A 19,363-nucleotide genomic window follows, 5' to 3' on the forward strand; every position below is an offset into this window, starting at 1 on the left:
CGGATAATAACCAAGGAACCTGATGCAATGCAGCAACTACAATCCATTATCGAAAGTGCTTTTGAAAACCGCGCAGCTATTACTCCAGCGACAGTAAACAATGAAACACGTGATGCTGTTACTCAGGTCATAAACCTGTTGGATAGTGGAAAACTGCGTGTTGCAGAGAAAATTGACGGTCAATGGGTCACACACCAATGGCTGAAAATGGCTGTACTGCTCTCTTTCCGCATTAATGAAAACCAAGTCATAGATGGTGCTGAAAGCCGTTATTTCGATAAAGTTCCGATGAAATTCTCTGATTATGATCAGGAGAGATTTGAAAAAGAGGGCTTTCGCGTTGTTCCTCCTGCGGCAGCACGCCAGGGAGCCTTTATTGCCCGTAACTGTGTATTGATGCCTTCTTATGTCAACATCGGCGCTTATGTTGATGAAGGAACGATGGTAGATACTTGGGCAACGGTTGGTTCCTGTGCCCAAATTGGTAAAAACGTCCATTTATCCGGTGGCGTTGGTATCGGAGGCGTGTTGGAGCCATTGCAAGCTAACCCAACCATTATTGAAGATAACTGTTTTATCGGTGCCCGTTCTGAAATTGTAGAAGGTGTCATTGTCGAAGAAGGTTCTGTAATTTCAATGGGCGTCTATATCGGCCAAAGTACCAAAATCTATGATCGTGAAACAGGCGAGATCCATTATGGCCGCATTCCTGCTGGTTCTGTTGTTGTCTCTGGCAACCTTCCATCAAAAGATGGCAGTTACAGCCTGTATTGTGCTGTCATTGTAAAAAAAGTGGATGCCAAAACACGAGGAAAAGTGGGCATTAATGAACTATTAAGAACGATAGATTAAACTTTAAAATAGCGGATAATAAATCCGCTATTTTTTTGCTTTTTATCATCTTTACCAAGCTCGGTGAGTGTTATTAATATAGGTAGTTTGAACGCGGGCAACATGCACAACCCAGAACGTACACAATGAGTACGTAAGGCGTTTGGACATGACCCACATTCAAAATGACGTATAAAATAACCTACTGGGAAAAATACCCTTAAGGTGGTGCCATGTACGATAACTTAAAGAGTCTGGGAATCACATATCCCGAAGAAATTGACCGCTATAGTCTGCGTCAAGAAGCTAACAACGACATTCTAAAAATCTATTTTCGCAAAGATAAAGGTGAATTCTTTGCCAAAAGCGTGAAATTCAAATATCCGCGTCAACGCAAAACGGTTGCTTCAGACCATGCAGAACAAGGATACAAAGAGATTAACGAGATCAATACTAACTTGCGTTATGTGATTGAAGAACTGGATCAGATTTGCAAACGAGACCAAGCAGAAGTCGATTTGAAACATAAAATCCTTGATGACCTGCGTCACCTTGAACACGTTGTTGCCAATAAGATTGCCGAGATTGAAGCCGATCTGGAAAAACTGACCCGTAAATAGGTGGCAACTCATATATACCCAATAGATTTCAAGATGGATCGCGACGGCAAAGGAGCGAATCCCCGGGAGCATAGATAACTCTGTCATAGATAACTCTGTGACTGGGGTGAGTGAGTGCAGCCAACAAAGAGGCAACTTGAAAGATAACGGGTATAACTTGTACTAGTATAACTACAACCGCTTATATTCTCCTGTCCGGTATAAGCGGTGTATTAAGAGCTAAAATCACTCAACTAATAATTCGCCCCACAGCTTAATCCAGGGCTGAGCAAAAATTTCCGGTTCTGCTTCTTCTACTGCATCCACCAGAAGAATTTCACCGATTCTTATCGCGCCTTGCTCTTGTAGCAACTCATCAAAAATGCGACCGCCACCACAAAAATTCTCGTAACTACCATCACCCAAGGCGATAACGCCATAACGTAATTCCGGCTGATAACCTAATTCATCTCGCAAAGCGCAATAAAGTGGCTGAATATTATCGGGCAAATCCCCTTGCCCAGTCGTTGAAGTGATAACTAAAATCACATGATTAAGATAGGACTGCCACTGCTCCAGTTCCCCTTCTTCAAATACTTCTATCTCATGACCTTGTTGTTCAAGGATTTGCTGTGCTTCTTCTGCAACTGCCAGGGCATTACCGTAAACAGTACCAACAAAAATACCAATTTTCGCCATAACTTCTGATCTCTTTTTAAAGGAACTATTAGTTATCCTCGCTGGCAACAACAGAAAACTCAACCCTTGCCAAATCAGGGATAATTACCTTACCAACTAAGCCGTCGCACTAAATATTGCCATTATTAAGCTTAATCTGTCATGTAAACAATATTTCATTAGCACTAATGACTAACGATATATCTGCCAGACTAATTACAGGCAGTTGTACTGATCAATAGCGATGTTTATTCTACATAAAACGGTAACAGGTAATCATCAAACGCATTGTTATCTGTGACAACTATTATGGAACAGCCAAAATGCAACAACATTAAACTCAGTTATTTATCCAATAATAATTTAATGTTAACATTACTTCTTGTAACAACTTTGTTCGATAACATTTAACATGGAAGAATGCCATATACTCTATTTCAATAAAAATAATAGCCGAATGAGATTAATAGAACAATGTAGGCAAGCAATAAATATCATGAGATCAATCACCATGTTTAATAATAAAGCCATCGTGCTTAGTGTGTTATTAAGTGCAGCAAATATTACCGGCTCATCGGGTCTGATGACTTGGGTAGATGCTGTACTTAAAGATGGAGGTATGATTTTCAATGCCTACGTTCCTATTTATTGGGATTATCTCTGGGATGTATGACCATATCCTTTTTTATTCAAAAATGAATATTGCATTTTTTAAAAAAATATTTTTTGATTATTGTTATTATTAGCAACTATAAACTGCATTCTCTTTTCAAGAGAAACAACTCTTATTCCAGTTTGGCTGGATTCTCTGCATAGAATATTATGGGCATATATAAATCTTTATATGTTTACAGAAAATGTTTATTTTATGACAAGCAGTAAAAATACTGACATCATACCCTATATTAGCCTGATAATACCCTTTTATTTCTAAAGTAAGTACTTAGTAAAGTAAAGAAAGTAAAAAGTATCAGTAATATCCAACTTAAGTTATAACCACCTGTAATATCTCTTAATATCCCTATTAATGGCGCAATAACAATCACAGCAACTTGATTAGCAGTCATAGCCAAACCTAAAGCAAATCCTATTCTATCTTTAGGGGCTGTATCTGCTATATAAGCTACCCATGGACCATACCAACCTACTCCAAAGAAACCAAGCAAGACCATAAATGGGAATAAAAAATAATAACTATCCGTTTTTAAAAAAAACAAAATGGTGATTCCAATTAAAGAACAAAATAAGCAACATAATACTTGAAAATATCTATTTGTCTTTGTTCTGTCACTCCAAGCAGCTAAGACTATTCTCCCTACAACCCCAGAAGCAAGAGCTGAAAATAATAAAGTCGCACCTATAGATGGAGAAATTTTTAGCTCCTCATAAAAATAAGAAATTAGATAAATGACTACACTATATTGGATGGATGTCAAGCAAGCACCAGACAACATAATATTAAACATAGCAGGTTCTTTAACCATTAATATTTTATTTCTGATAGTCGATATAATATTAATGTGCTGTATTTTCTTTGTTTTTGGATCTTTGTCTTTATAAAATATAAAAAAGAGCATAGCCCCAAAAATAGCAATACATCCACTAGCAAAGAAAGCAAAATGCCAATTAAAACGTATTGCCAAAAATGGCAGAATTAAACTTGCTAAGGCTCCTCCTAGGGGCAATCCTGCTTGTCTAATCCCCATAGCAAAACCTAACTGATTTTTTGGAAACCAATTAGAAACGGATTTGGCCCCACCTGGTTGCGCAGAACTATATCCAATCCCAAGAATAAATAAGAGAATAAGAATCGCATAATAGTTATCAAAAAACAGAGTAAAACATAGAGTGATCCCAACCAAGAAAACACCTATACTTACCACGTATTTTTCATTAAACCTATCAAGTAATTCTCCAGCTACTAGTAAGCCAACTAATGGTGCAAGTTGAGCAGATGATACTAATAACCCAATTTGGAATGCAGATAACGACATCTGTTGTTGCAATAGTAGAGCGATAGAACCTATCCCTTGAACAAAAAAACATGCACATGCCTGCGTTATCGTAGCTATAAATAAAACCATCCATTTATAACTTTCAATATTTTGATTCATCACGAATTAACTATCCCATAAGATCTTTATAAAAAACCACTATATTCGTATGGAGAAGTAAAGTTATCAACCTTACTTTGTTCTGTTAAGAATAAAAATTTCTGAATTCCCTTTTGAGAGTTAATTTGGTTAATCGCCTGATAAAGAGAGTTGACAGCATCATAGGCAGGGTCCACCCACTCCTTAACATTTTTAAAAATATACTTTAATTCATCTTTAATATTAGGAAAGTGAGTGCACCCTAAAATCACTACATCTACATTATCAACTTCTTCTTTCGTCATTGATCTTAATATTAAACTTTCTATATCATTGGTTTCTAATGATATTCCTCTTGATTTCATCTCTGAGAAATTAACCAGCTCTGTTAAACCTAATTTTTTAAAGATGAACTTATCATCAATTAACTTTGCACATATATTATTAACATATTCACTGTCAATTGTATTAGGTGTAGCGATCAGAAGAACATTTTTTTTTGAAGATATCTGAAAAGCTTCTAAAATAGGAGGAAGAACTTTAATACAAGGCATTTTTAGTTTTTCTGTAAAACTATTACTCAATAAAGTTGATGCTGTATTACAAGCAATGATTAAACCAATTGGTTCAAATATTTGTACTGCTTGCTCTAATAGATCCTCTATTCTTTCTAGTAGTAAATTTCTATCCTTATTTCCATAAGGATAGAACTTATTATCAGCAATATAAACAACGTCAGCACCTAAAAAAAAATTCTCTATATATTTAGATACTGACAAACCACCAACTCCCGAATCAAAAATCAATATTCTAGGAGAATCTGTGTTTATTTTTTCTATAGAATCTCCATTAGCGTTGTAAAATTCTATATTTTTTTTTCCTAAAATAATCGTATTTTCAACTAACATAGGAACCTCTTACGCAATGATGGCTCGACTTCGAACAGATCCTCGCATTCCTCGAGATTTCTTTAAGTCAGTTGTAAAGACAACTCTTGCTAACCAACGTGCTTTTTCTCCGAAGAAAGGTTCATATGCATCCCTCGCGTGTACACATCTAAAGTTATCAATAAAGATACAATCTGAAGTATTTAAAACAATTGATTTCTTATTTTTATTAAAAAAATCAATTAATTTATTGACTGCATTTATTTCATCTAACGAATTGTTATCTAGGTTCAAAGCAGCAGCATTAATTCTTACATAAGGCTCTTCTTTTGCACCAAATAATATTGCCTGACCTTCTTCATCAACAATATTTGAAGTTGAATGAATTGGATTATGAGAAATATAAAACCTGTTCTGAAAAAGCAGAGCCTTTTCCCTGTCAGTAAGTTCAATACCATCAATACAAGAAATTGTTGTTGGTGCTTTTTCTTCATTTCGCATACAAACTAGTCCTAAAAACTCTGCTCTTGCTGGATGAAAGGCATCTTCTACATGAAACCCAAAATCTCTATTTGAACCACTGCTTGAATTAGGGACATTTTGTAATTCTTCGAAAGGAATAATATTATTGTATATACTACCATTTCGTTGGGAGGTAAATCCTATACCTTCTCCTAATAAAGATCCGTATAAACCTAATAATATTTTCGCATCATTAATTTTATATCCATCTTCTAATTCTATTAATTTACTTGGAGTTGGTTGAACTCCATTAAGCAAAACAGGGTTATCTTTAACACAAATAGCAGCATATTTTTCATGCCGTTTAAAATGATAAAACTCTTCTCTAATATTACGAGGCAATTCCTGTGCGAAAATTGGGGATTTTTCTAGAAAGTCATATTGATTATCTAATTTCTCATCAAAAACAATATGATCTATTAAATCTTTAATCACTTTATTTTCACTTTGCCCAGGATTAATTTCCTTAATATGTGTCATCTTCCTACTCTAATATAGTTAATATAACAAAGTCCAGTTTGGTTCGGGTAATTTATATTTTTCGTTTTAAAACGAAACCAAATTTACATTTATTTACATTTTAATTTTCTCGATTATTTAATTTTATCTATAATTTTCAAAAAGATATATTTACCTTATGGAGAAATACACTTTTCTCAAACAGAATAAAAATATTTATAAAAATAATATATTAAATCCATTTTTTAAAAAAATTACGCATTTTTTATTTAAATATTAACGTAATATTACACAAGGAAACTTATAATCTAAACAAGATAAAAGCATGAATGAATGTTTATTACTCAGCCAGCTATCAGTGCCTTATCCATATTAACGCTATTCATGCTGGCCTTTTTCGTTTACGGCGAATACTGGCTTTTTTTGTTGTTTCCGCACGAAGTATATTCAAGGTCAGATCATATACAAGCCAGAATTTCAGTAGTATCACCACGATGGTAGCAAGCATCTTCGTTCATAAACACATCTAGAACCTAGTGTACGCATTGACTTCCTTGTATCTTGGTGTAAACGCTGAGCTTGTGCTTCCATCTGTTCCAGTCGGAATTTACAGGCTTTCAGAATGAGCATATTAATTCGGTGTGTCCTGTCGTCTTTCCGCAATATTACAGCTCCGGTGGTTATTCTCAATGCAGAAATACCCCTTCAACCGTTCCCGATATGCCGACTTCCATCAGTATGAAAGGCAGACAACCAGTCCGTTCCTAGGTCTCGTTTTCATTTTGCAGGTTTGTGTAACAATGCTCGGCGTTGTGAAACACTATTACGGAGCTAACGCCTCGTCGAAATCCCCCTCCCGCCTTGTGTCAGCAGGAGTACCCTTTCGAAGGAAAAGATGGTGAGTGAAGCGAGAGAATCTCCCCACAGCCTCCCGTAGAACGGTACGTGAATCTCCCAATTCATATCGTTCCTATCAAGCAAGCACACCTTACTTTAAACAGAATTCGGGTTATTCTTACTTACCAATGAGCAAACAACCTCGGGTTCTTGGCACTTACCGTTCGCTTCGTTCTAATTACTATACATATTCCAAATCAGGAATAATGCCTTGCCAGCCAAATTGTTGCACTAAATGTTGCCACGACGCATCCCATTTTGCCGTAAGCGATAATTTTTCACCCGTAACAGGATGATTCAACTCAAGATGACTGGCATGAAGCATCAACCGATTGGTTTGATAATGAGCGACAACACCTCTGTTTTGCCGTAAATCACCATGGGTCGTATCACCAATAATTGGATGACGAATATGTGCCATATGGCGCCTTAATTGGTGTTTTCGGCCTGTTTTCGGAGTCAACTCCAATAAACTAAAACGGGATGTAGGATAACGACCAATTTCCACCGGACATTCTACTGTTGCCAGCGGACGATAATAAGTGATACAGGGCTGAGCTTCTTTATCACTATCTGCAAATTTATCTGCAATCTTATCCAACTCTTCAACCAGAGCATAATCGATAATATCTGATTCCAACACATAACCGCGCACAACAGCATGATAAGTTTTTTGTAACTGATGATGTTCAAACTGTTGGGAAAGCTGACGGGCAACATCACTGGAAAGCGCCATCAGCAATACGCCTGATGTTGGTCTATCCAGACGGTGTACCGGGAAAACATGCTGACCAATCTGATCACGCAATGTCTGCATAACAAAAACCGTTTCGTGACGCGCCAACCAACTACGATGAACTAACCAACCAGCCGGCTTGTTAACCGCCACAATATGATCATCCTGATATAACACTTCTAACATATCAGGCATTATCCTGAATAAATAAGCGATCCAATACATGAAGATGCTCAAGCAGTTGCTGATAGCGACCAGTAGTCTCTTCTTTATAGGATTCCTCAAAATAAGGCGCAATAGCGAATGCCGTCGGTAACGCCAAACTCTGCTCCAATAACGCATACATTCTCGGAATTAATACCCACTGCAACCACTCTGCCGCCAGCATCGTATCAATTGAAAATGGTTCAACACTTTCAAAAGCTTCCGCTTTAGGTGGGTGATCCTGCCACAGGTCAATTTCCCTCATGGCTTCTTCAATTAATTGTAACGTATGCAGAATTTGTTTTTCAGTACTCATATTTTCAGCCTAATTAATAAGTATTTGCCCAAAGCGGCAAAACTGATAAGGATACCACTGATAACCCTTAAGCTGTAAATTTGCTTTTTCCATCAAACATAAAGAGAAGGGAGCGAACAAGCGCTCCCTTTAAATTGATTATATAGCAATCCCGCTAATCGTTTGCTCCCTGCTCATTCCCTGACAAATTGTCCCTTAATGGTCATCCTTACCCGTCATTTTTATTTATATTGCATACAATCCAGTTATGCATCGTGCCAGTCATACTGACCATCATCACCTAATCTATCCCTGAGAGATTGTACGCAGAGACTCCTTTTCCTGCTGAGGACAGAATGAATTAATTCGATTTACGACACAAGTCATATAAGCGGAACCATTAAGCCAGTGAAAGGGGATAAAATCTGTAATTATTTATAGGCTATTGAAATAAAATAAAAATAATAAACCAATGTGAAACTCACCGAAGTAAACATTGATATCTCTTACATGAAGTGTAAGAGATATCTCACAAATACTAAGTTAAAACTCCAAGCCTAACAAATGAAGACAGGCTTAATTGCACCAAGAAACCCAATTAAATCGGTAAACAACGGAGTTCTTTTATCACTACCAAACTGCTCCAGGATCACTTCACCGGTCAAATTACACAGAGAAATAATACTCATATCTGAATCCACGGTCGCAATAAATGCTGTTGGTGACAATTTTAGCCGTTTCTGTGTCACCAGATGCCCTATCAGGTTTTCCTGTAAACGGATAAAGTCCTCCTCGCTCCAGACCTGAATCAAACTCAGCTGTTGACCTTCAAACATTGCCGTCATATCACCAGCTAATTGAGAGGTATAAAAATCATGAATTGCTGGCTGTAATTGGATATCCAATGCAACTTCAACTTTATTCAGCTTGTCTTCCGAAGGAAAAGGCTGAGGAAGCCAATAAACAATGTCATCACCAGTATGGGTAATACAAGGTGATGGCACATCATAAAGCTCACTGCTGGCAGGTGCAGTTCCCGTTTCCTTCTGCCACAAATCAACATAACGACGGGTAAAATCAGCCAACGCCTCTGTAACACTAGAAATCATATTATTTTCAACCAGTCACTGTTAGGAGGTACTTATGACATTATGTTAAACCAAATATTACGAATTAAAATGGTGAACAAATAAAATTCTGATAAAACCCCGTAGCCTGATAAACTTGAGCAATGACTGCGATCCACTATTATCAAATTTTGAGGAATAACATGTCGTTATATCAGGATCATCAAGCTCTTGAGCAACTTACATTAGGTAAAACCACTTCATATCATGACCAATATGATGCCAACTTACTGCAAGCAATACCACGCAGTATGAACCGTGAACCGCTAAAAATTCTCTGTGATAATTTACCATTTCACGGAGCTGATATCTGGACACTATATGAGCTGTCATGGCTAAACAGCCGTGGTTTACCACAAGTTGCTGTCGGGCATGTTAGCCTGAATGCGACGAGTAAAAACCTGATAGAGTCTAAAAGTTTTAAACTCTATCTGAACAGCTTTAACCAAACCCGTTTTGAAAACTGGCAAACTGTCGAAGAAACACTACAGCGTGATCTGGCCGCTTGCGCAGAAGGCCATGTAGAAGTGACACTTCATCATTTGGATCATTTCAATAACCAACCGATTTCCGCTTTTACCGGTGAATGTATTGATAACCAAGATATTGACATTACTGAATATAATTTCAAGCGTGATTATCTGCAAGGCGCCGCACAAGGCCCATTAGTGGAAGAGGTTTTAGTTAGCCATCTACTGAAATCCAACTGTCTGATTACCCATCAACCTGACTGGGGGTCTGTCCAGATTCACTATAAAGGAGCAAAAATTAACCAAGAAGCGTTACTACGTTATCTGGTATCATTTCGGCACCATAATGAATTTCATGAGCAATGTGTTGAACGTATTTTCAATGATCTACAACAGTTATGTGCACCAGAAAAGCTCTCGGTCTATGCTCGTTATACCCGTCGCGGGGGATTAGATATCAACCCATGGCGCACAAATAATGCAGACTTTGCTCCAGTAACAGGCAGGCTAGCACGCCAATAAATCTACCGTTCTGAGTGCAGCCTGGGCAAAATTAAGCTGAATAGGAAATGTGACATATTCAGTTTAACGATATTGAGGTGAAACCCATACACGATATAAGGAGTCATTCTTGATTACACATATCAACCCACTCGGTTCAATGGATTTACTATCTCAACTTGAAGTAGATATGCTAAAGAGTACCGCAAAAAGTGATCTCTATCGCTTATTTCGTAACTGCTCACTAGCTGTACTCAATTCCGGTAGCCAAACAGATAATAGTAAAGAACTGCTCTCTAAATACACAGATTTTGATATTAACGTGTTGCGCCGTGAGCGTGGAGTAAAACTGGAATTGGTAAATCCACCAGAAGAGGCATTTGTTGATGGGAAAATTATCCATTCACTGCAAGCGAATTTGTTCGCAGTGCTTCGGGATATCTTGTTTGTCCATACTCAGATTACCGATTCAAGAAAACAATATCATCCCAGTCTGGAAGATAGTGCCTATATCACCAACACCATATTCTCTATTCTGCGTAACGCCAGAGCATTACATACCGACGAAGATCCCAATATGATTGTCTGTTGGGGCGGCCACTCAGTGACTAAACAAGAGTATCAATACAGCCGTAAAGTCGGTCATCAGCTTGGGCTGCGAGGGCTCAATATCTGTACCGGCTGCGGCCCTGGTGCAATGGAAGCACCGATGAAAGGTGCAGCCGTAGGTCATGCACAACAGAATTATAAAAATAGCCGTTTTATCGGTATCACCGAGCCATCAATCATTGCAGCTGAACCCCCTAACCCATTAGTGAACGAACTGATTATCATGCCGGATATAGAAAAACGTCTGGAAGCTTTCGTTCGTATTGCTCACGGTATCATTATTTTCCCAGGTGGTGTCGGCACAACAGAAGAATTATTCTATCTGTTGGGTATTCTGATGGACCCGGAAAATCAGGAACAGATATTGCCATTGATTCTTACCGGTCCGAAAGAAAGTGCAGATTATTTCCGGGTCTTGGATGAATTTATTGTTCATACATTGGGAAAAGGAGCACGACGCTACTATCACACCATTATTGATGACGCTCCTGAAGTTGCCCGGATAATGAAAGAAGCCATGCCATTAGTAAGAGATAACCGCCACAGTACCGGTGATGCATACAGTTTTAATTGGTCAATGAAGATCAACTATGATTTACAACAACCGTTTGCACCCTCTCATGAAAACATGACTAATCTTAATCTCTATCCTGATCAGTCTCCTGACAAACTGGTAGCTGCACTACGCCGTGCTTTTTCTGGGATTGTTGCCGGCAATGTGAAAGAGATTGGTATTCACGCGATTGAAAAACATGGCCCATTCAAAATCCACGGGGATGCTGAAATAATGCGCCATATGGATAAGCTGCTGACAGACTTTGTGGAACAGCACAGGATGAAACTACCAGGTGGCACTGCTTACGAGCCTTGCTACGAAATTACCCGATAACAAAAAAAGATGTCTGCTCCACGGATGGAGCACAATTATGCTTATAGTGATCCAATATGATACACCTTCTAATTGTTGATGCTCTTAACCTTATCCGCCGCATTCACGCTGTGCAGGGTAGCCCATGCATTGCTGCCTGTGAACATGCACTGAAGCAGTTGATCCAACATACCAATCCTACCCATGCTGTCGCAGTATTCGATGAGGAAGATCGCAGTAACAGTTGGCGTCACCAAATATTACCGGCCTACAAAGCTGGCCGTTCGCCAATGCCTGACAATCTGAAACAAGAAATGCCGCAGATCAGAATATCATTTGAACAACAAGGCATAGCCTGCTGGCATGCCCAAGGACATGAAGCAGATGATCTAGCCGCGACGCTGGCAGTAAAAGTCGCTTCTGCCGGTTACGTTACGATTGTTTCTACTGATAAAGGTTATTGCCAATTACTTTCACCCAATATCCGTATCCGCGACTACTTCCAGAAACGCTGGCTGGATATGCCATTTGTTCAACAAGAATTTGGCGTTTCTCCAGAACAATTACCTGATTACTGGGGACTGGCGGGGATCAGTAGCAGTAAAATACCCGGAATTCAGGGGATTGGCCCTAAAACCGCCACGGCTTTACTGCAACAGGTTGGTACACTGGATAACCTTTTCCAGAACCTCGATCAACAACCAGATAAATGGCGCAACAAGCTGGAATCAAATAGAGAAATCGCTTTTATCAGCCGGGAAGTTGCGTCGTTACGTACCGATTTAGCGTTAAATGGCAATCTGCAACAACTCCGGCTGACAACAGCAAACTAACGGAAATACCCTGCTACCTTATCCAAATGCTCACCTTTTAGCTCTCCGGCCTCATTTAGTAGGCCGACCCAAGCTTTAATATAATTATATTTTGCCTGAGAAAGATCACGCCGGGCAGTATATAACTGCTGCTCAGCATTCAGAATATCCACATTAACCCGCTGCCCAAGAACAACACTCTTACTGGTCGCATCTACCTGCAAGCTGGCTGATTCAACAGCCATTTCATAAGCATTAATCCGCTTTTCACTATTCAGGTACTGATTATAATTTCGGCGTAATGCATTAAGAACTTCTCCTGCCTGAGCATCAAGATCATATCTAGTTCTTCCATATTGCGCCGCCGCCTGACGTACAGAAGCCGATGTACCACCCCCATTATAGATATTCATGCTCATCCGCAAGCCAATGGTATCGGTTCGATACTTCTGATCTACCGTATTATCGCTGCTAGATTCGCTTTCAGAATGGGAAGCATAGAGTTCCAACTTAGGTAAATAACCTGCCCGGTTACGTTGCACCTCATGGTACGCCGCTTTCACTTCCTGACGGGAAGCGGCCAGAACCGGATTGTTAGCTAATGCCAGTTTTTCCCATTCTTCATAATGGCTTGGCGACAACTTCAATATCTTAAACTGCGTCTTATCTGATAGCCGCTGCACCGGTAAATCAATGGGAAGAGGAACACCAACAATCAGTTGTAAACCCCGGATTGCTGCATCCAGATCATCTTTAGCTGCTATTTCATCGGCAATAGCCTGGCTGTAACGAGATTGTGTTTCCACTACATCAGTACGTGTCCCTTCACCAGAAGCAAATAACTTCCTGTTCAGTTCCAATTGTTTTTCATACGCCATTTTCTGGCGTATCACCAAATCAATCTGATCCTGAGCATAAGCCACATCCACGTAAGCATTCACTACCCGGACAGCTAATTGCTGAAAATCTGCCCGAAAACGTTCATTACTCATTAACGTATGAGCCTGACTGGCTTTATAACGCGCCCATATCTCAAAATCTATCAATGGCTGAGTCAGCACAACTGCCGCGTTATAACTGCTATATTGGCGATCCCGACTTTCCGTTGTCTTATTTCCCCGACGATCATACGTAGGGTATTCCATATGTTGCCAGTTCTTCGGTGAATGCTGATAAGACATCATCACTTTAGGTAACAATTCTGCCCTGCCAATCTTTTCATACTCTTCTCCTCCTTCTCTTTCTTTTACTGCTGAGAGAAAAGTAGGATCATTTTCTAATGCCAGCGCATAAGCCTCTGTCAGGCTCAGTGCCCATGCAGGAAAAGAGAACAAACTGACACTGAAAAGAATTAACAAACTCACTGATGATAAAGAAGCACAATGCAGTTTCATAATCACTCCTCTATCAACGATGTCGAAGCCCGATCCCACAATGGCTTAAACAGGTAACTCAACAAGGAACGTGAACCGGTTTTGACAAATACTTCAACTGGCATCCCCGGCCTGATATCCAGCCCTTTCAGTTTTTCCATCTCTTCAGGGGATACGACTGCTCTCATCTGATAATAAGGTTGGCTATTCACAGGATCTACCAATCTGTCTGCGGAAACCATGACCACTTTTCCCGCAATTTTTGGCGTCCGGTTCTGATTAAAAGCGGTGAACATCAGATCTACATCCAGCCCTTTACTAATCTTATCTGCCAGATTAACCGCAACACGGGTTTCCACTTCAAGCGCCATTTGGTTCGGTAGAATTTCCATCAGTTTTTCACCGGGAGCAACAACACCACCCTGTGTAAAAATATTTAACCCGACAACCGTGCCATCAACCGGTGCCACAATTGAAGTATGCGTAAGTTCAAACTGGGCTGTATCCAACTTATTTCTGTATTCACTGGCAGCAACCTGCACCTCTGCCAATTGCGTACGCACTTCCCGTTGATAGTCTGCGTTGCGCTGAATAATACGCTGCTGGGTTTCCTGTAGCTGTTTTTCAAGCTGGCCGGTACGCCCTTCCATTTCCGCTATGCTACTGTTGAGTTCAGCCTGTTCACGCAGAAGTTCCAAATAACGATTACGCGGGAAATATCCCTCATCCGCTAAAGATTTAAGATTAGCTATCTGTTCTTTAAGTGCTACCTGTTGCACTCGTTTACTGACAAGAGAAGCTTTCAGCCCTTTAATCTGAAAGTTTGTACCAGCAACAGACTGCTCAAGCCCTTCCAGATCGCTTTGCAGCATTTCCCGGCGTGATGCGAACAGTTGTTTTTGCAATGCAATAATCTCTTTCACCCGAGGTTCAGATTGTAATTGCTGGAATATTTCGGGAAAAACCAGCATGTCATCACCATGCTGTTCAGCCAATAAACGGGTTTCCGTTGCTAATGTGGTATACAGTTGATCCTGAAGCGCATCTACCTGTGCTTTTGCCTGCACCTGACTGAGCTGAACGAGAGTTTGGCCCGCTTTTATTGTTTCTCCTTCAACAACCATAATCTGGCTAATAATACCGCTTGCCGGGGCTTGAACCGTTTTGCGGTTGCCATCCACAACCACCACACCAGAAGACGCGACCCCTTTATCCAACGGCGCAAATGCTGCCCAAATGAGAAACCCCAAGATCCCCACACCAATCACCAACCATCCTAGTCGTAAAAAATGCCCTTCTTCTAGTGGCAATAATCCTTTTCCATCCACTACCGGCGTATTCTGATCAGACATATCCACTCCCGGACAGAAATCTCCGTCTCAGCTATTTGATATTATTATAATTACATGCTTATTTGCTTATGATGCCTGTGCAACTGCCTTGGCCGCAGAAGGTTCCTGACTTTTATTTTGTTGCGATAAAGCAGTCATTACCTGCTGAGATGAACCAAACATCTTCATTTTTCCCTGAACCAGTAGCAATATTTTGTTCGTCTGTGACAACAATGATGTGCGGTGAGTAATCACAATCACAGTTTTTCCTTGCGCTTTCAGCTGAGCAATAGCTTGATTCAGCGCTCTTTCACCCGCTTCATCCAGGCTGGAATTAGGTTCATCCAGAACCACAAGTGATGGCTCATCATACAACGCACGAGCAAGACCAATTCGCTGTTTCTGACCGCCAGATAGCCCAATACCGCCGGCACCAATAACAGTGTCATAACCCTTATCAAGCGCTAATATCAGTTCATGAACCCCAGCTTTCTTTGCCGCCTGAACAACTTTTTCTGATTCCACTTCATTGAAACGAGCAATGTTCTCAGCGATAGTGCCGCCAAATAGCTCAATATCTTGCGGTAAATATCCTATTGAAGAACCCAATTCATCTTTGTTCCACCGATAAATATCTGCATTATCAAGACGGACTACACCTTCCTGTGCCGGCCATATCCCGACCAGTAACCGGGCGAGGGTCGATTTCCCTGAAGCACTGGGGCCAATTAATCCCATCACATCACCCGCATCCAGCGCAAAACTAACATCCTGCAACACAACCTTACTGTTTCTTCCTGGAGGTGCGGCTGAAACTTTTTCTACCACCAAATTGCCTTTTGGCGCCGGTAATGACATGCCCGATTTCCGTTCTGGTTGCTGCTCCAACAAATCGGTTAATCGTTGCCATGACAAACGCGCTGCACTCCAACCTTTCCAGGCTTGAATCAGCTGTTCAATCGGCGAAAGTGCCCGCCCCATCAGAATTGAAGCAGCAATCATCATTCCTGGCGTAATATGCCCGTCAATTGCTAACCAGCCACCTAATCCAAGGATCAGCGACTGTAACGCCAAACGCACTGTTTTAGTGACTGAATTAATTACTGAAGCCCGTTCACTGGCAATACGCTGGAAATTCAGAAAACGTTCATGTAATCCAAACCATCTCCGGCGTAACACCGGCAACATCCCCAACGCCTCTATTACTTCAGCGTTACGCAAGTTAGTGCTAGCGAGGCTGGCTGAACGCAGAGCAAGTTTATTGGCTTCTGATAAAGGCTGGCTTGATACCCACTGATTCAACACAGCAAGGGCAATCAATACCAACGCCCCCACTAATGACAACAAACCAAGCCAGGGGTTAAAAAGAAAAATAACCAGCAAGTAGATTGGGAACCAGGGGGCATCAAAGAAAGCAAATAAGGCATTACCCGTCAGAAACTGGCGAATATTTGCCAAGTCATTGAGCATCTGCCCCGCATCTGTTGTACCATTTTTCAGATTTGATTCGTAAGATGCGGTATAAACCCGATTATTCAGCTTCATATCAAGCTGGCTACCAATACGAATAACAATCATGCTGCGGATATATTCCAGCATCCCCATCATGGCAAACATGCCAAGAGTAATCAGGGTCAACATCAGCAAAGTGATTTCATTGCCCGACGGCAACACTCTGTCATAAACCTGCAACATATAAACAGATGGAACCAACATGAGCAGGTTAATAAAGGCAGTGAACAACCCGATAGTCCAAAACACCCGACTACGGGCACGAATGACATCAGCAATCTCGTCCTTTGGGAGTAGTAATTTCACAGCATTTCCTTAATAACTATCTGATATATCTTATTTTTATAAATATGTGACTATCTGATGTTAACGTTCCTTGCCCTATTCGCTTTACTTACCCGGTCTCATTATCAATTCCCGGCCATCAGCAAACCGGGCAAACCAGCCATCTGACTCATGAGCAAAAAAAGCCAAACCACTCCCCTGATTATCTGTAATTGTGATGCCATCAGGCGTAGGCCGCCAACCGGCAGGTACTTCACCAAACATATCCGCCAAACACGTGTTATCACCATTAAGTGACCAAATTGACCCCTCCGGTAATGGTTGATCAGTCAATGACACATCACATTGTTGACGTTTATCTGACAGTTGCCATACGCCTTTCAATTCACTAGCGTGTGGCAGATCAAGACTACTTGCCATACTTCCTCCAATAATGCTGAATGTAAGAACAACAAAGAATGCAAATTTTAGATACCAAGTCGCAAAAACCATGCCGTCTCCAAACGAATAACCGCATCCAAATTAGATGCGGTTGTATTGTTGTGTTATGCAAGAATGAAATCAGACTCTAATATTGGTTCCCCGACAATTTTTACCCAAAAATCATCGTAAGATAATTCTCCACCCATATTAATAACGAAATCATTCACCTTATCAACGGTGTTATAACGCAGCACAGCTTCTCCGACGGCACCAGTGAATTCCTCGACAAACTTAACACCTCCTTTCCCGGCTTCACCCAGATCGAACAGTGACACATCAATCTTGTCTTCACCGGAAACAAAGTCATGAATCCAATCACGCTCAAGAGGAGGTGATTCCTTGGCACTCAGGTAAACAAATGTATCTTTACCTTCTCCACCCCAAAGGTTATCTGCTCCCAAACCACCGTAGATGATGTCATCACCAGCACCACCTTTCAGAGTATTGTCAGCATCATTGCCTATCAGAATGTCATTGCCACTGCCACCAATCGCATTTTCAATCGTTACACCACGAGCAATCGAAACGTTTCCTTTCAGGCCACCAACATCAGAGAAAGAGGCTTCATTCAGGTTGATGCGCTGATCCTGAGTAAAACCAGAGAAATCAAACGTATCATTACCACCCGCATCCCAGGCAGTGAACAACAGTTTGCTGTTCTCATCTTTTGCGGTATAGAAATCGCGATCTGTGTTGGAATTAAAGCCGTATACAGTGTCATCTGTACGGGTTGTATTATTAACACCATATTTTGCCTGAATGGCAGAAATATCGTTAAGTAATGGTGCAGAAGAATAAATACCTTTGAAGTCTTGCCCAGTATTCTTCTCACTGAAATAACTCATGACGGTATAAGCGCGGCTATCTTCAAAATAGGTGGCGCTATTCTTATAAGTTGGGTTTACCTTATCAGACGCATTATAATCAGCCGGATGCTGTAACCCCAGTGTATGACCGATTTCATGAGTAAACGTTTGACGGCCATAACCATTCACGTCAATATCATTATTTGAGAAAGTACGGCTTGTTGCGTTATACCAGGTTCCTAATTGCGTTTTATCTGGGGTTGGCAGATACGCAAACGCATAACTCCCCGTCAAACTCTCATCAAAGAACCCAAAAGTGATATTCGCCTCCTTTACATCAGAGGTTTCAACGAAGTTAATATTAGCAACATCCGCCCAAGATTGTATTGACAGTTTTGCAGCAGCTTTTTGCGCCTCATTAAATGCTGAAAATTCAGAAATATGCCATGGCATATTATCCGGTTCACTCTCCAAGAAATTATACTTTAATTGGAAAGCCTTAGATTTATCGTCGTCCTGATGCCCCCAACTATAATCACCCCGGATTAATTCTTTAGCAGCATCTTTACTAGGCTCATGCTCAACGACAATATTAGAATCCTTACCTGGTATATAAGCCTGTAACCATTTCAGCAACTCATTTGCCTTCTCTGAACCGCTAACTTCTTCCGAGTATGAAATTTTTTTCTTTAAAGACATATATTTCTCCATAAATTCAGGACTTAGATATAAAAACCTTTTTATTTTATTAAATACAAGTCGATAAAACCTGAAAACAACAGACCGCCCCTGGTCATACAAATTAAGAACTAAAATCCCTTTCACATAAAAGTAACACTAAAGTTAATTGTATAAAAAGCAATTAACATACTTTTTTAATATAAACGTGATAAAAATAACATAAAACAAATAAGCGATTGTTTTACATAACATAACTATTTAAGGCGAAAAAAACGCCGCTAATTTCTTAACGTTATCTTATTTC

18 protein-coding genes are annotated in these 19,363 nt (G+C 40.3%); 6 read left to right on the plus strand and 12 right to left on the minus strand.

The annotated features are described in order from the left end of the window. Positions 1-27 precede the first annotated feature (27 nt). Together dapD and AM629_RS12705 are read left to right on the plus strand one after the other, a co-directional pair. A complete protein-coding gene (gene dapD, locus AM629_RS12700) occupies positions 28-852 on the plus strand; it encodes a 2,3,4,5-tetrahydropyridine-2,6-dicarboxylate N-succinyltransferase (protein WP_054479470.1) in 825 nt (274 codons plus the stop codon). Positions 853-1,064: 212 nt separating this feature from the next. Then, entirely contained in the window at positions 1,065-1,451 is a 387-nt protein-coding gene (locus AM629_RS12705) for a DUF3461 family protein (protein WP_054479472.1), read from the plus strand. A gap of 225 nt (positions 1,452-1,676) precedes the next feature. On the opposite strand, the gene AM629_RS12710 is transcribed toward AM629_RS12705, so the two are convergent. Next, positions 1,677-2,129: a flavodoxin gene (locus AM629_RS12710; RefSeq protein WP_054479474.1), complete on the minus strand. Its 453-nt coding sequence runs from the start codon at positions 2,127-2,129 to the stop codon at positions 1,677-1,679. A gap of 475 nt (positions 2,130-2,604) precedes the next feature. Between AM629_RS12710 and AM629_RS23955 the strand changes: the two genes are divergently transcribed. Beyond that, entirely contained in the window at positions 2,605-2,781 is a 177-nt protein-coding gene (locus AM629_RS23955) for a hypothetical protein (protein ID WP_161804228.1), read from the plus strand. A gap of 232 nt (positions 2,782-3,013) precedes the next feature. On the opposite strand, the gene AM629_RS12715 is transcribed toward AM629_RS23955, so the two are convergent. The 6 genes from AM629_RS12715 to syd all read right to left on the minus strand — a co-directional run bounded on the left by AM629_RS12715 (position 3,014) and on the right by syd (position 9,310). After that, on the minus strand, positions 3,014-4,222 hold the full coding sequence (locus AM629_RS12715; RefSeq protein WP_054479476.1) for an MFS transporter: 1,209 nt from the start codon (positions 4,220-4,222) through the stop codon (positions 3,014-3,016). Between the two features lie 26 nt (positions 4,223-4,248). After that, entirely contained in the window at positions 4,249-5,109 is an 861-nt protein-coding gene (murI, locus tag AM629_RS12720; RefSeq protein WP_054479478.1) for a glutamate racemase, read from the minus strand. Positions 5,110-5,118: 9 nt separating this feature from the next. Continuing rightward, positions 5,119-6,090 carry a Fe(II)-2OG oxygenase family protein gene (locus AM629_RS12725; RefSeq protein WP_054479480.1) on the minus strand — a complete coding sequence of 324 codons (972 nt, stop codon included), beginning with the start codon at positions 6,088-6,090 and terminating at the stop codon, positions 5,119-5,121. A gap of 1,057 nt (positions 6,091-7,147) precedes the next feature. After that, positions 7,148-7,888: a tRNA pseudouridine(65) synthase TruC gene (gene truC / locus AM629_RS12730; RefSeq protein WP_054479482.1), complete on the minus strand. Its 741-nt coding sequence runs from the start codon at positions 7,886-7,888 to the stop codon at positions 7,148-7,150. Position 7,889: 1 nt separating this feature from the next. Continuing rightward, on the minus strand, positions 7,890-8,222 hold the full coding sequence (locus AM629_RS12735) for a YqcC family protein (RefSeq protein ID WP_054479484.1): 333 nt from the start codon (positions 8,220-8,222) through the stop codon (positions 7,890-7,892). 536 nt (positions 8,223-8,758) lie between these two features. After that, positions 8,759-9,310, minus strand: a complete 552-nt coding sequence (gene syd / locus AM629_RS12740) for a SecY-interacting protein (RefSeq protein WP_054479486.1) — start codon at positions 9,308-9,310, stop codon at positions 8,759-8,761. Positions 9,311-9,471: 161 nt separating this feature from the next. On the opposite strand from syd, the gene queF reads away from it, so the two are divergent. The 3 genes from queF (at position 9,472) to xni (ending at position 12,609) form a co-directional block, all read left to right on the plus strand. Beyond that, a complete protein-coding gene (queF, locus tag AM629_RS12745; protein ID WP_054479487.1) occupies positions 9,472-10,320 on the plus strand; it encodes an NADPH-dependent 7-cyano-7-deazaguanine reductase QueF in 849 nt (282 codons plus the stop codon). A 109-nt stretch (positions 10,321-10,429) separates the two neighbouring features. Further along, positions 10,430-11,797 (plus strand): nucleotide 5'-monophosphate nucleosidase PpnN, encoded by a 1,368-nt coding sequence (gene ppnN / locus AM629_RS12750; RefSeq protein ID WP_054479488.1) that lies wholly within the window; start codon positions 10,430-10,432, stop codon positions 11,795-11,797. Between the two features lie 56 nt (positions 11,798-11,853). Beyond that, on the plus strand, positions 11,854-12,609 hold the full coding sequence (gene xni, locus AM629_RS12755; protein WP_054479490.1) for a flap endonuclease Xni: 756 nt from the start codon (positions 11,854-11,856) through the stop codon (positions 12,607-12,609). On the opposite strand, the gene AM629_RS12760 is transcribed toward xni, so the two are convergent. From AM629_RS12760 to prtA, 5 genes are all read right to left on the minus strand, one after another. After that, positions 12,606-13,982 (minus strand): TolC family outer membrane protein, encoded by a 1,377-nt coding sequence (locus tag AM629_RS12760; protein ID WP_054479492.1) that lies wholly within the window; start codon positions 13,980-13,982, stop codon positions 12,606-12,608. The genes xni and AM629_RS12760 overlap by 4 nt on opposite strands. Positions 13,983-13,984: 2 nt before the next feature. Continuing rightward, positions 13,985-15,313: an HlyD family type I secretion periplasmic adaptor subunit gene (locus AM629_RS12765; RefSeq protein WP_054479494.1), complete on the minus strand. Its 1,329-nt coding sequence runs from the start codon at positions 15,311-15,313 to the stop codon at positions 13,985-13,987. A gap of 66 nt (positions 15,314-15,379) precedes the next feature. Beyond that, positions 15,380-17,110, minus strand: coding sequence for a type I secretion system permease/ATPase (locus AM629_RS12770; RefSeq protein WP_054479496.1), 1,731 nt, complete (start codon positions 17,108-17,110; stop codon positions 15,380-15,382). 84 nt (positions 17,111-17,194) lie between these two features. Then, positions 17,195-17,509: a protease inhibitor Inh/omp19 family protein gene (locus AM629_RS12775; protein ID WP_054479507.1), complete on the minus strand. Its 315-nt coding sequence runs from the start codon at positions 17,507-17,509 to the stop codon at positions 17,195-17,197. A 125-nt stretch (positions 17,510-17,634) separates the two neighbouring features. After that, on the minus strand, positions 17,635-19,089 hold the full coding sequence (gene prtA / locus AM629_RS12780) for a serralysin (protein ID WP_268794970.1): 1,455 nt from the start codon (positions 19,087-19,089) through the stop codon (positions 17,635-17,637). Positions 19,090-19,363: the final 274 nt, after the last annotated feature.

This window comes from Photorhabdus heterorhabditis, assembly GCF_001280945.1.
GTDB classification, from domain to species: domain Bacteria; phylum Pseudomonadota; class Gammaproteobacteria; order Enterobacterales; family Enterobacteriaceae; genus Photorhabdus; species Photorhabdus heterorhabditis.

Excerpts from the sequence above, each read along its gene's own strand:
- dapD (WP_054479470.1), top strand. The coding sequence starts at position 28 with ATGCAGCAACTACAATCCATTATCGAAAGTGCTTTTGAAAACCGCGCA.
- AM629_RS12705 (WP_054479472.1), top strand. The coding sequence starts at position 1,065 with ATGTACGATAACTTAAAGAGTCTGGGAATCACATATCCCGAAGAAATT.
- AM629_RS12710 (WP_054479474.1), bottom strand. The coding sequence starts at position 2,129 with ATGGCGAAAATTGGTATTTTTGTTGGTACTGTTTACGGTAATGCCCTG.
- AM629_RS23955 (WP_161804228.1), top strand. The coding sequence starts at position 2,605 with ATGAGATCAATCACCATGTTTAATAATAAAGCCATCGTGCTTAGTGTG.
- AM629_RS12715 (WP_054479476.1), bottom strand. The coding sequence starts at position 4,222 with ATGAATCAAAATATTGAAAGTTATAAATGGATGGTTTTATTTATAGCT.
- murI (WP_054479478.1), bottom strand. The coding sequence starts at position 5,109 with ATGTTAGTTGAAAATACGATTATTTTAGGAAAAAAAAATATAGAATTT.
- AM629_RS12725 (WP_054479480.1), bottom strand. The coding sequence starts at position 6,090 with ATGACACATATTAAGGAAATTAATCCTGGGCAAAGTGAAAATAAAGTG.
- truC (WP_054479482.1), bottom strand. The coding sequence starts at position 7,888 with ATGTTAGAAGTGTTATATCAGGATGATCATATTGTGGCGGTTAACAAG.
- AM629_RS12735 (WP_054479484.1), bottom strand. The coding sequence starts at position 8,222 with ATGAGTACTGAAAAACAAATTCTGCATACGTTACAATTAATTGAAGAA.
- syd (WP_054479486.1), bottom strand. The coding sequence starts at position 9,310 with ATGATTTCTAGTGTTACAGAGGCGTTGGCTGATTTTACCCGTCGTTAT.
- queF (WP_054479487.1), top strand. The coding sequence starts at position 9,472 with ATGTCGTTATATCAGGATCATCAAGCTCTTGAGCAACTTACATTAGGT.
- xni (WP_054479490.1), top strand. The coding sequence starts at position 11,854 with ATGATACACCTTCTAATTGTTGATGCTCTTAACCTTATCCGCCGCATT.
- AM629_RS12760 (WP_054479492.1), bottom strand. The coding sequence starts at position 13,982 with ATGAAACTGCATTGTGCTTCTTTATCATCAGTGAGTTTGTTAATTCTT.
- AM629_RS12765 (WP_054479494.1), bottom strand. The coding sequence starts at position 15,313 with ATGTCTGATCAGAATACGCCGGTAGTGGATGGAAAAGGATTATTGCCA.
- AM629_RS12775 (WP_054479507.1), bottom strand. The coding sequence starts at position 17,509 with ATGGCAAGTAGTCTTGATCTGCCACACGCTAGTGAATTGAAAGGCGTA.
- prtA (WP_268794970.1), bottom strand. The coding sequence starts at position 19,089 with ATGGAGAAATATATGTCTTTAAAGAAAAAAATTTCATACTCGGAAGAA.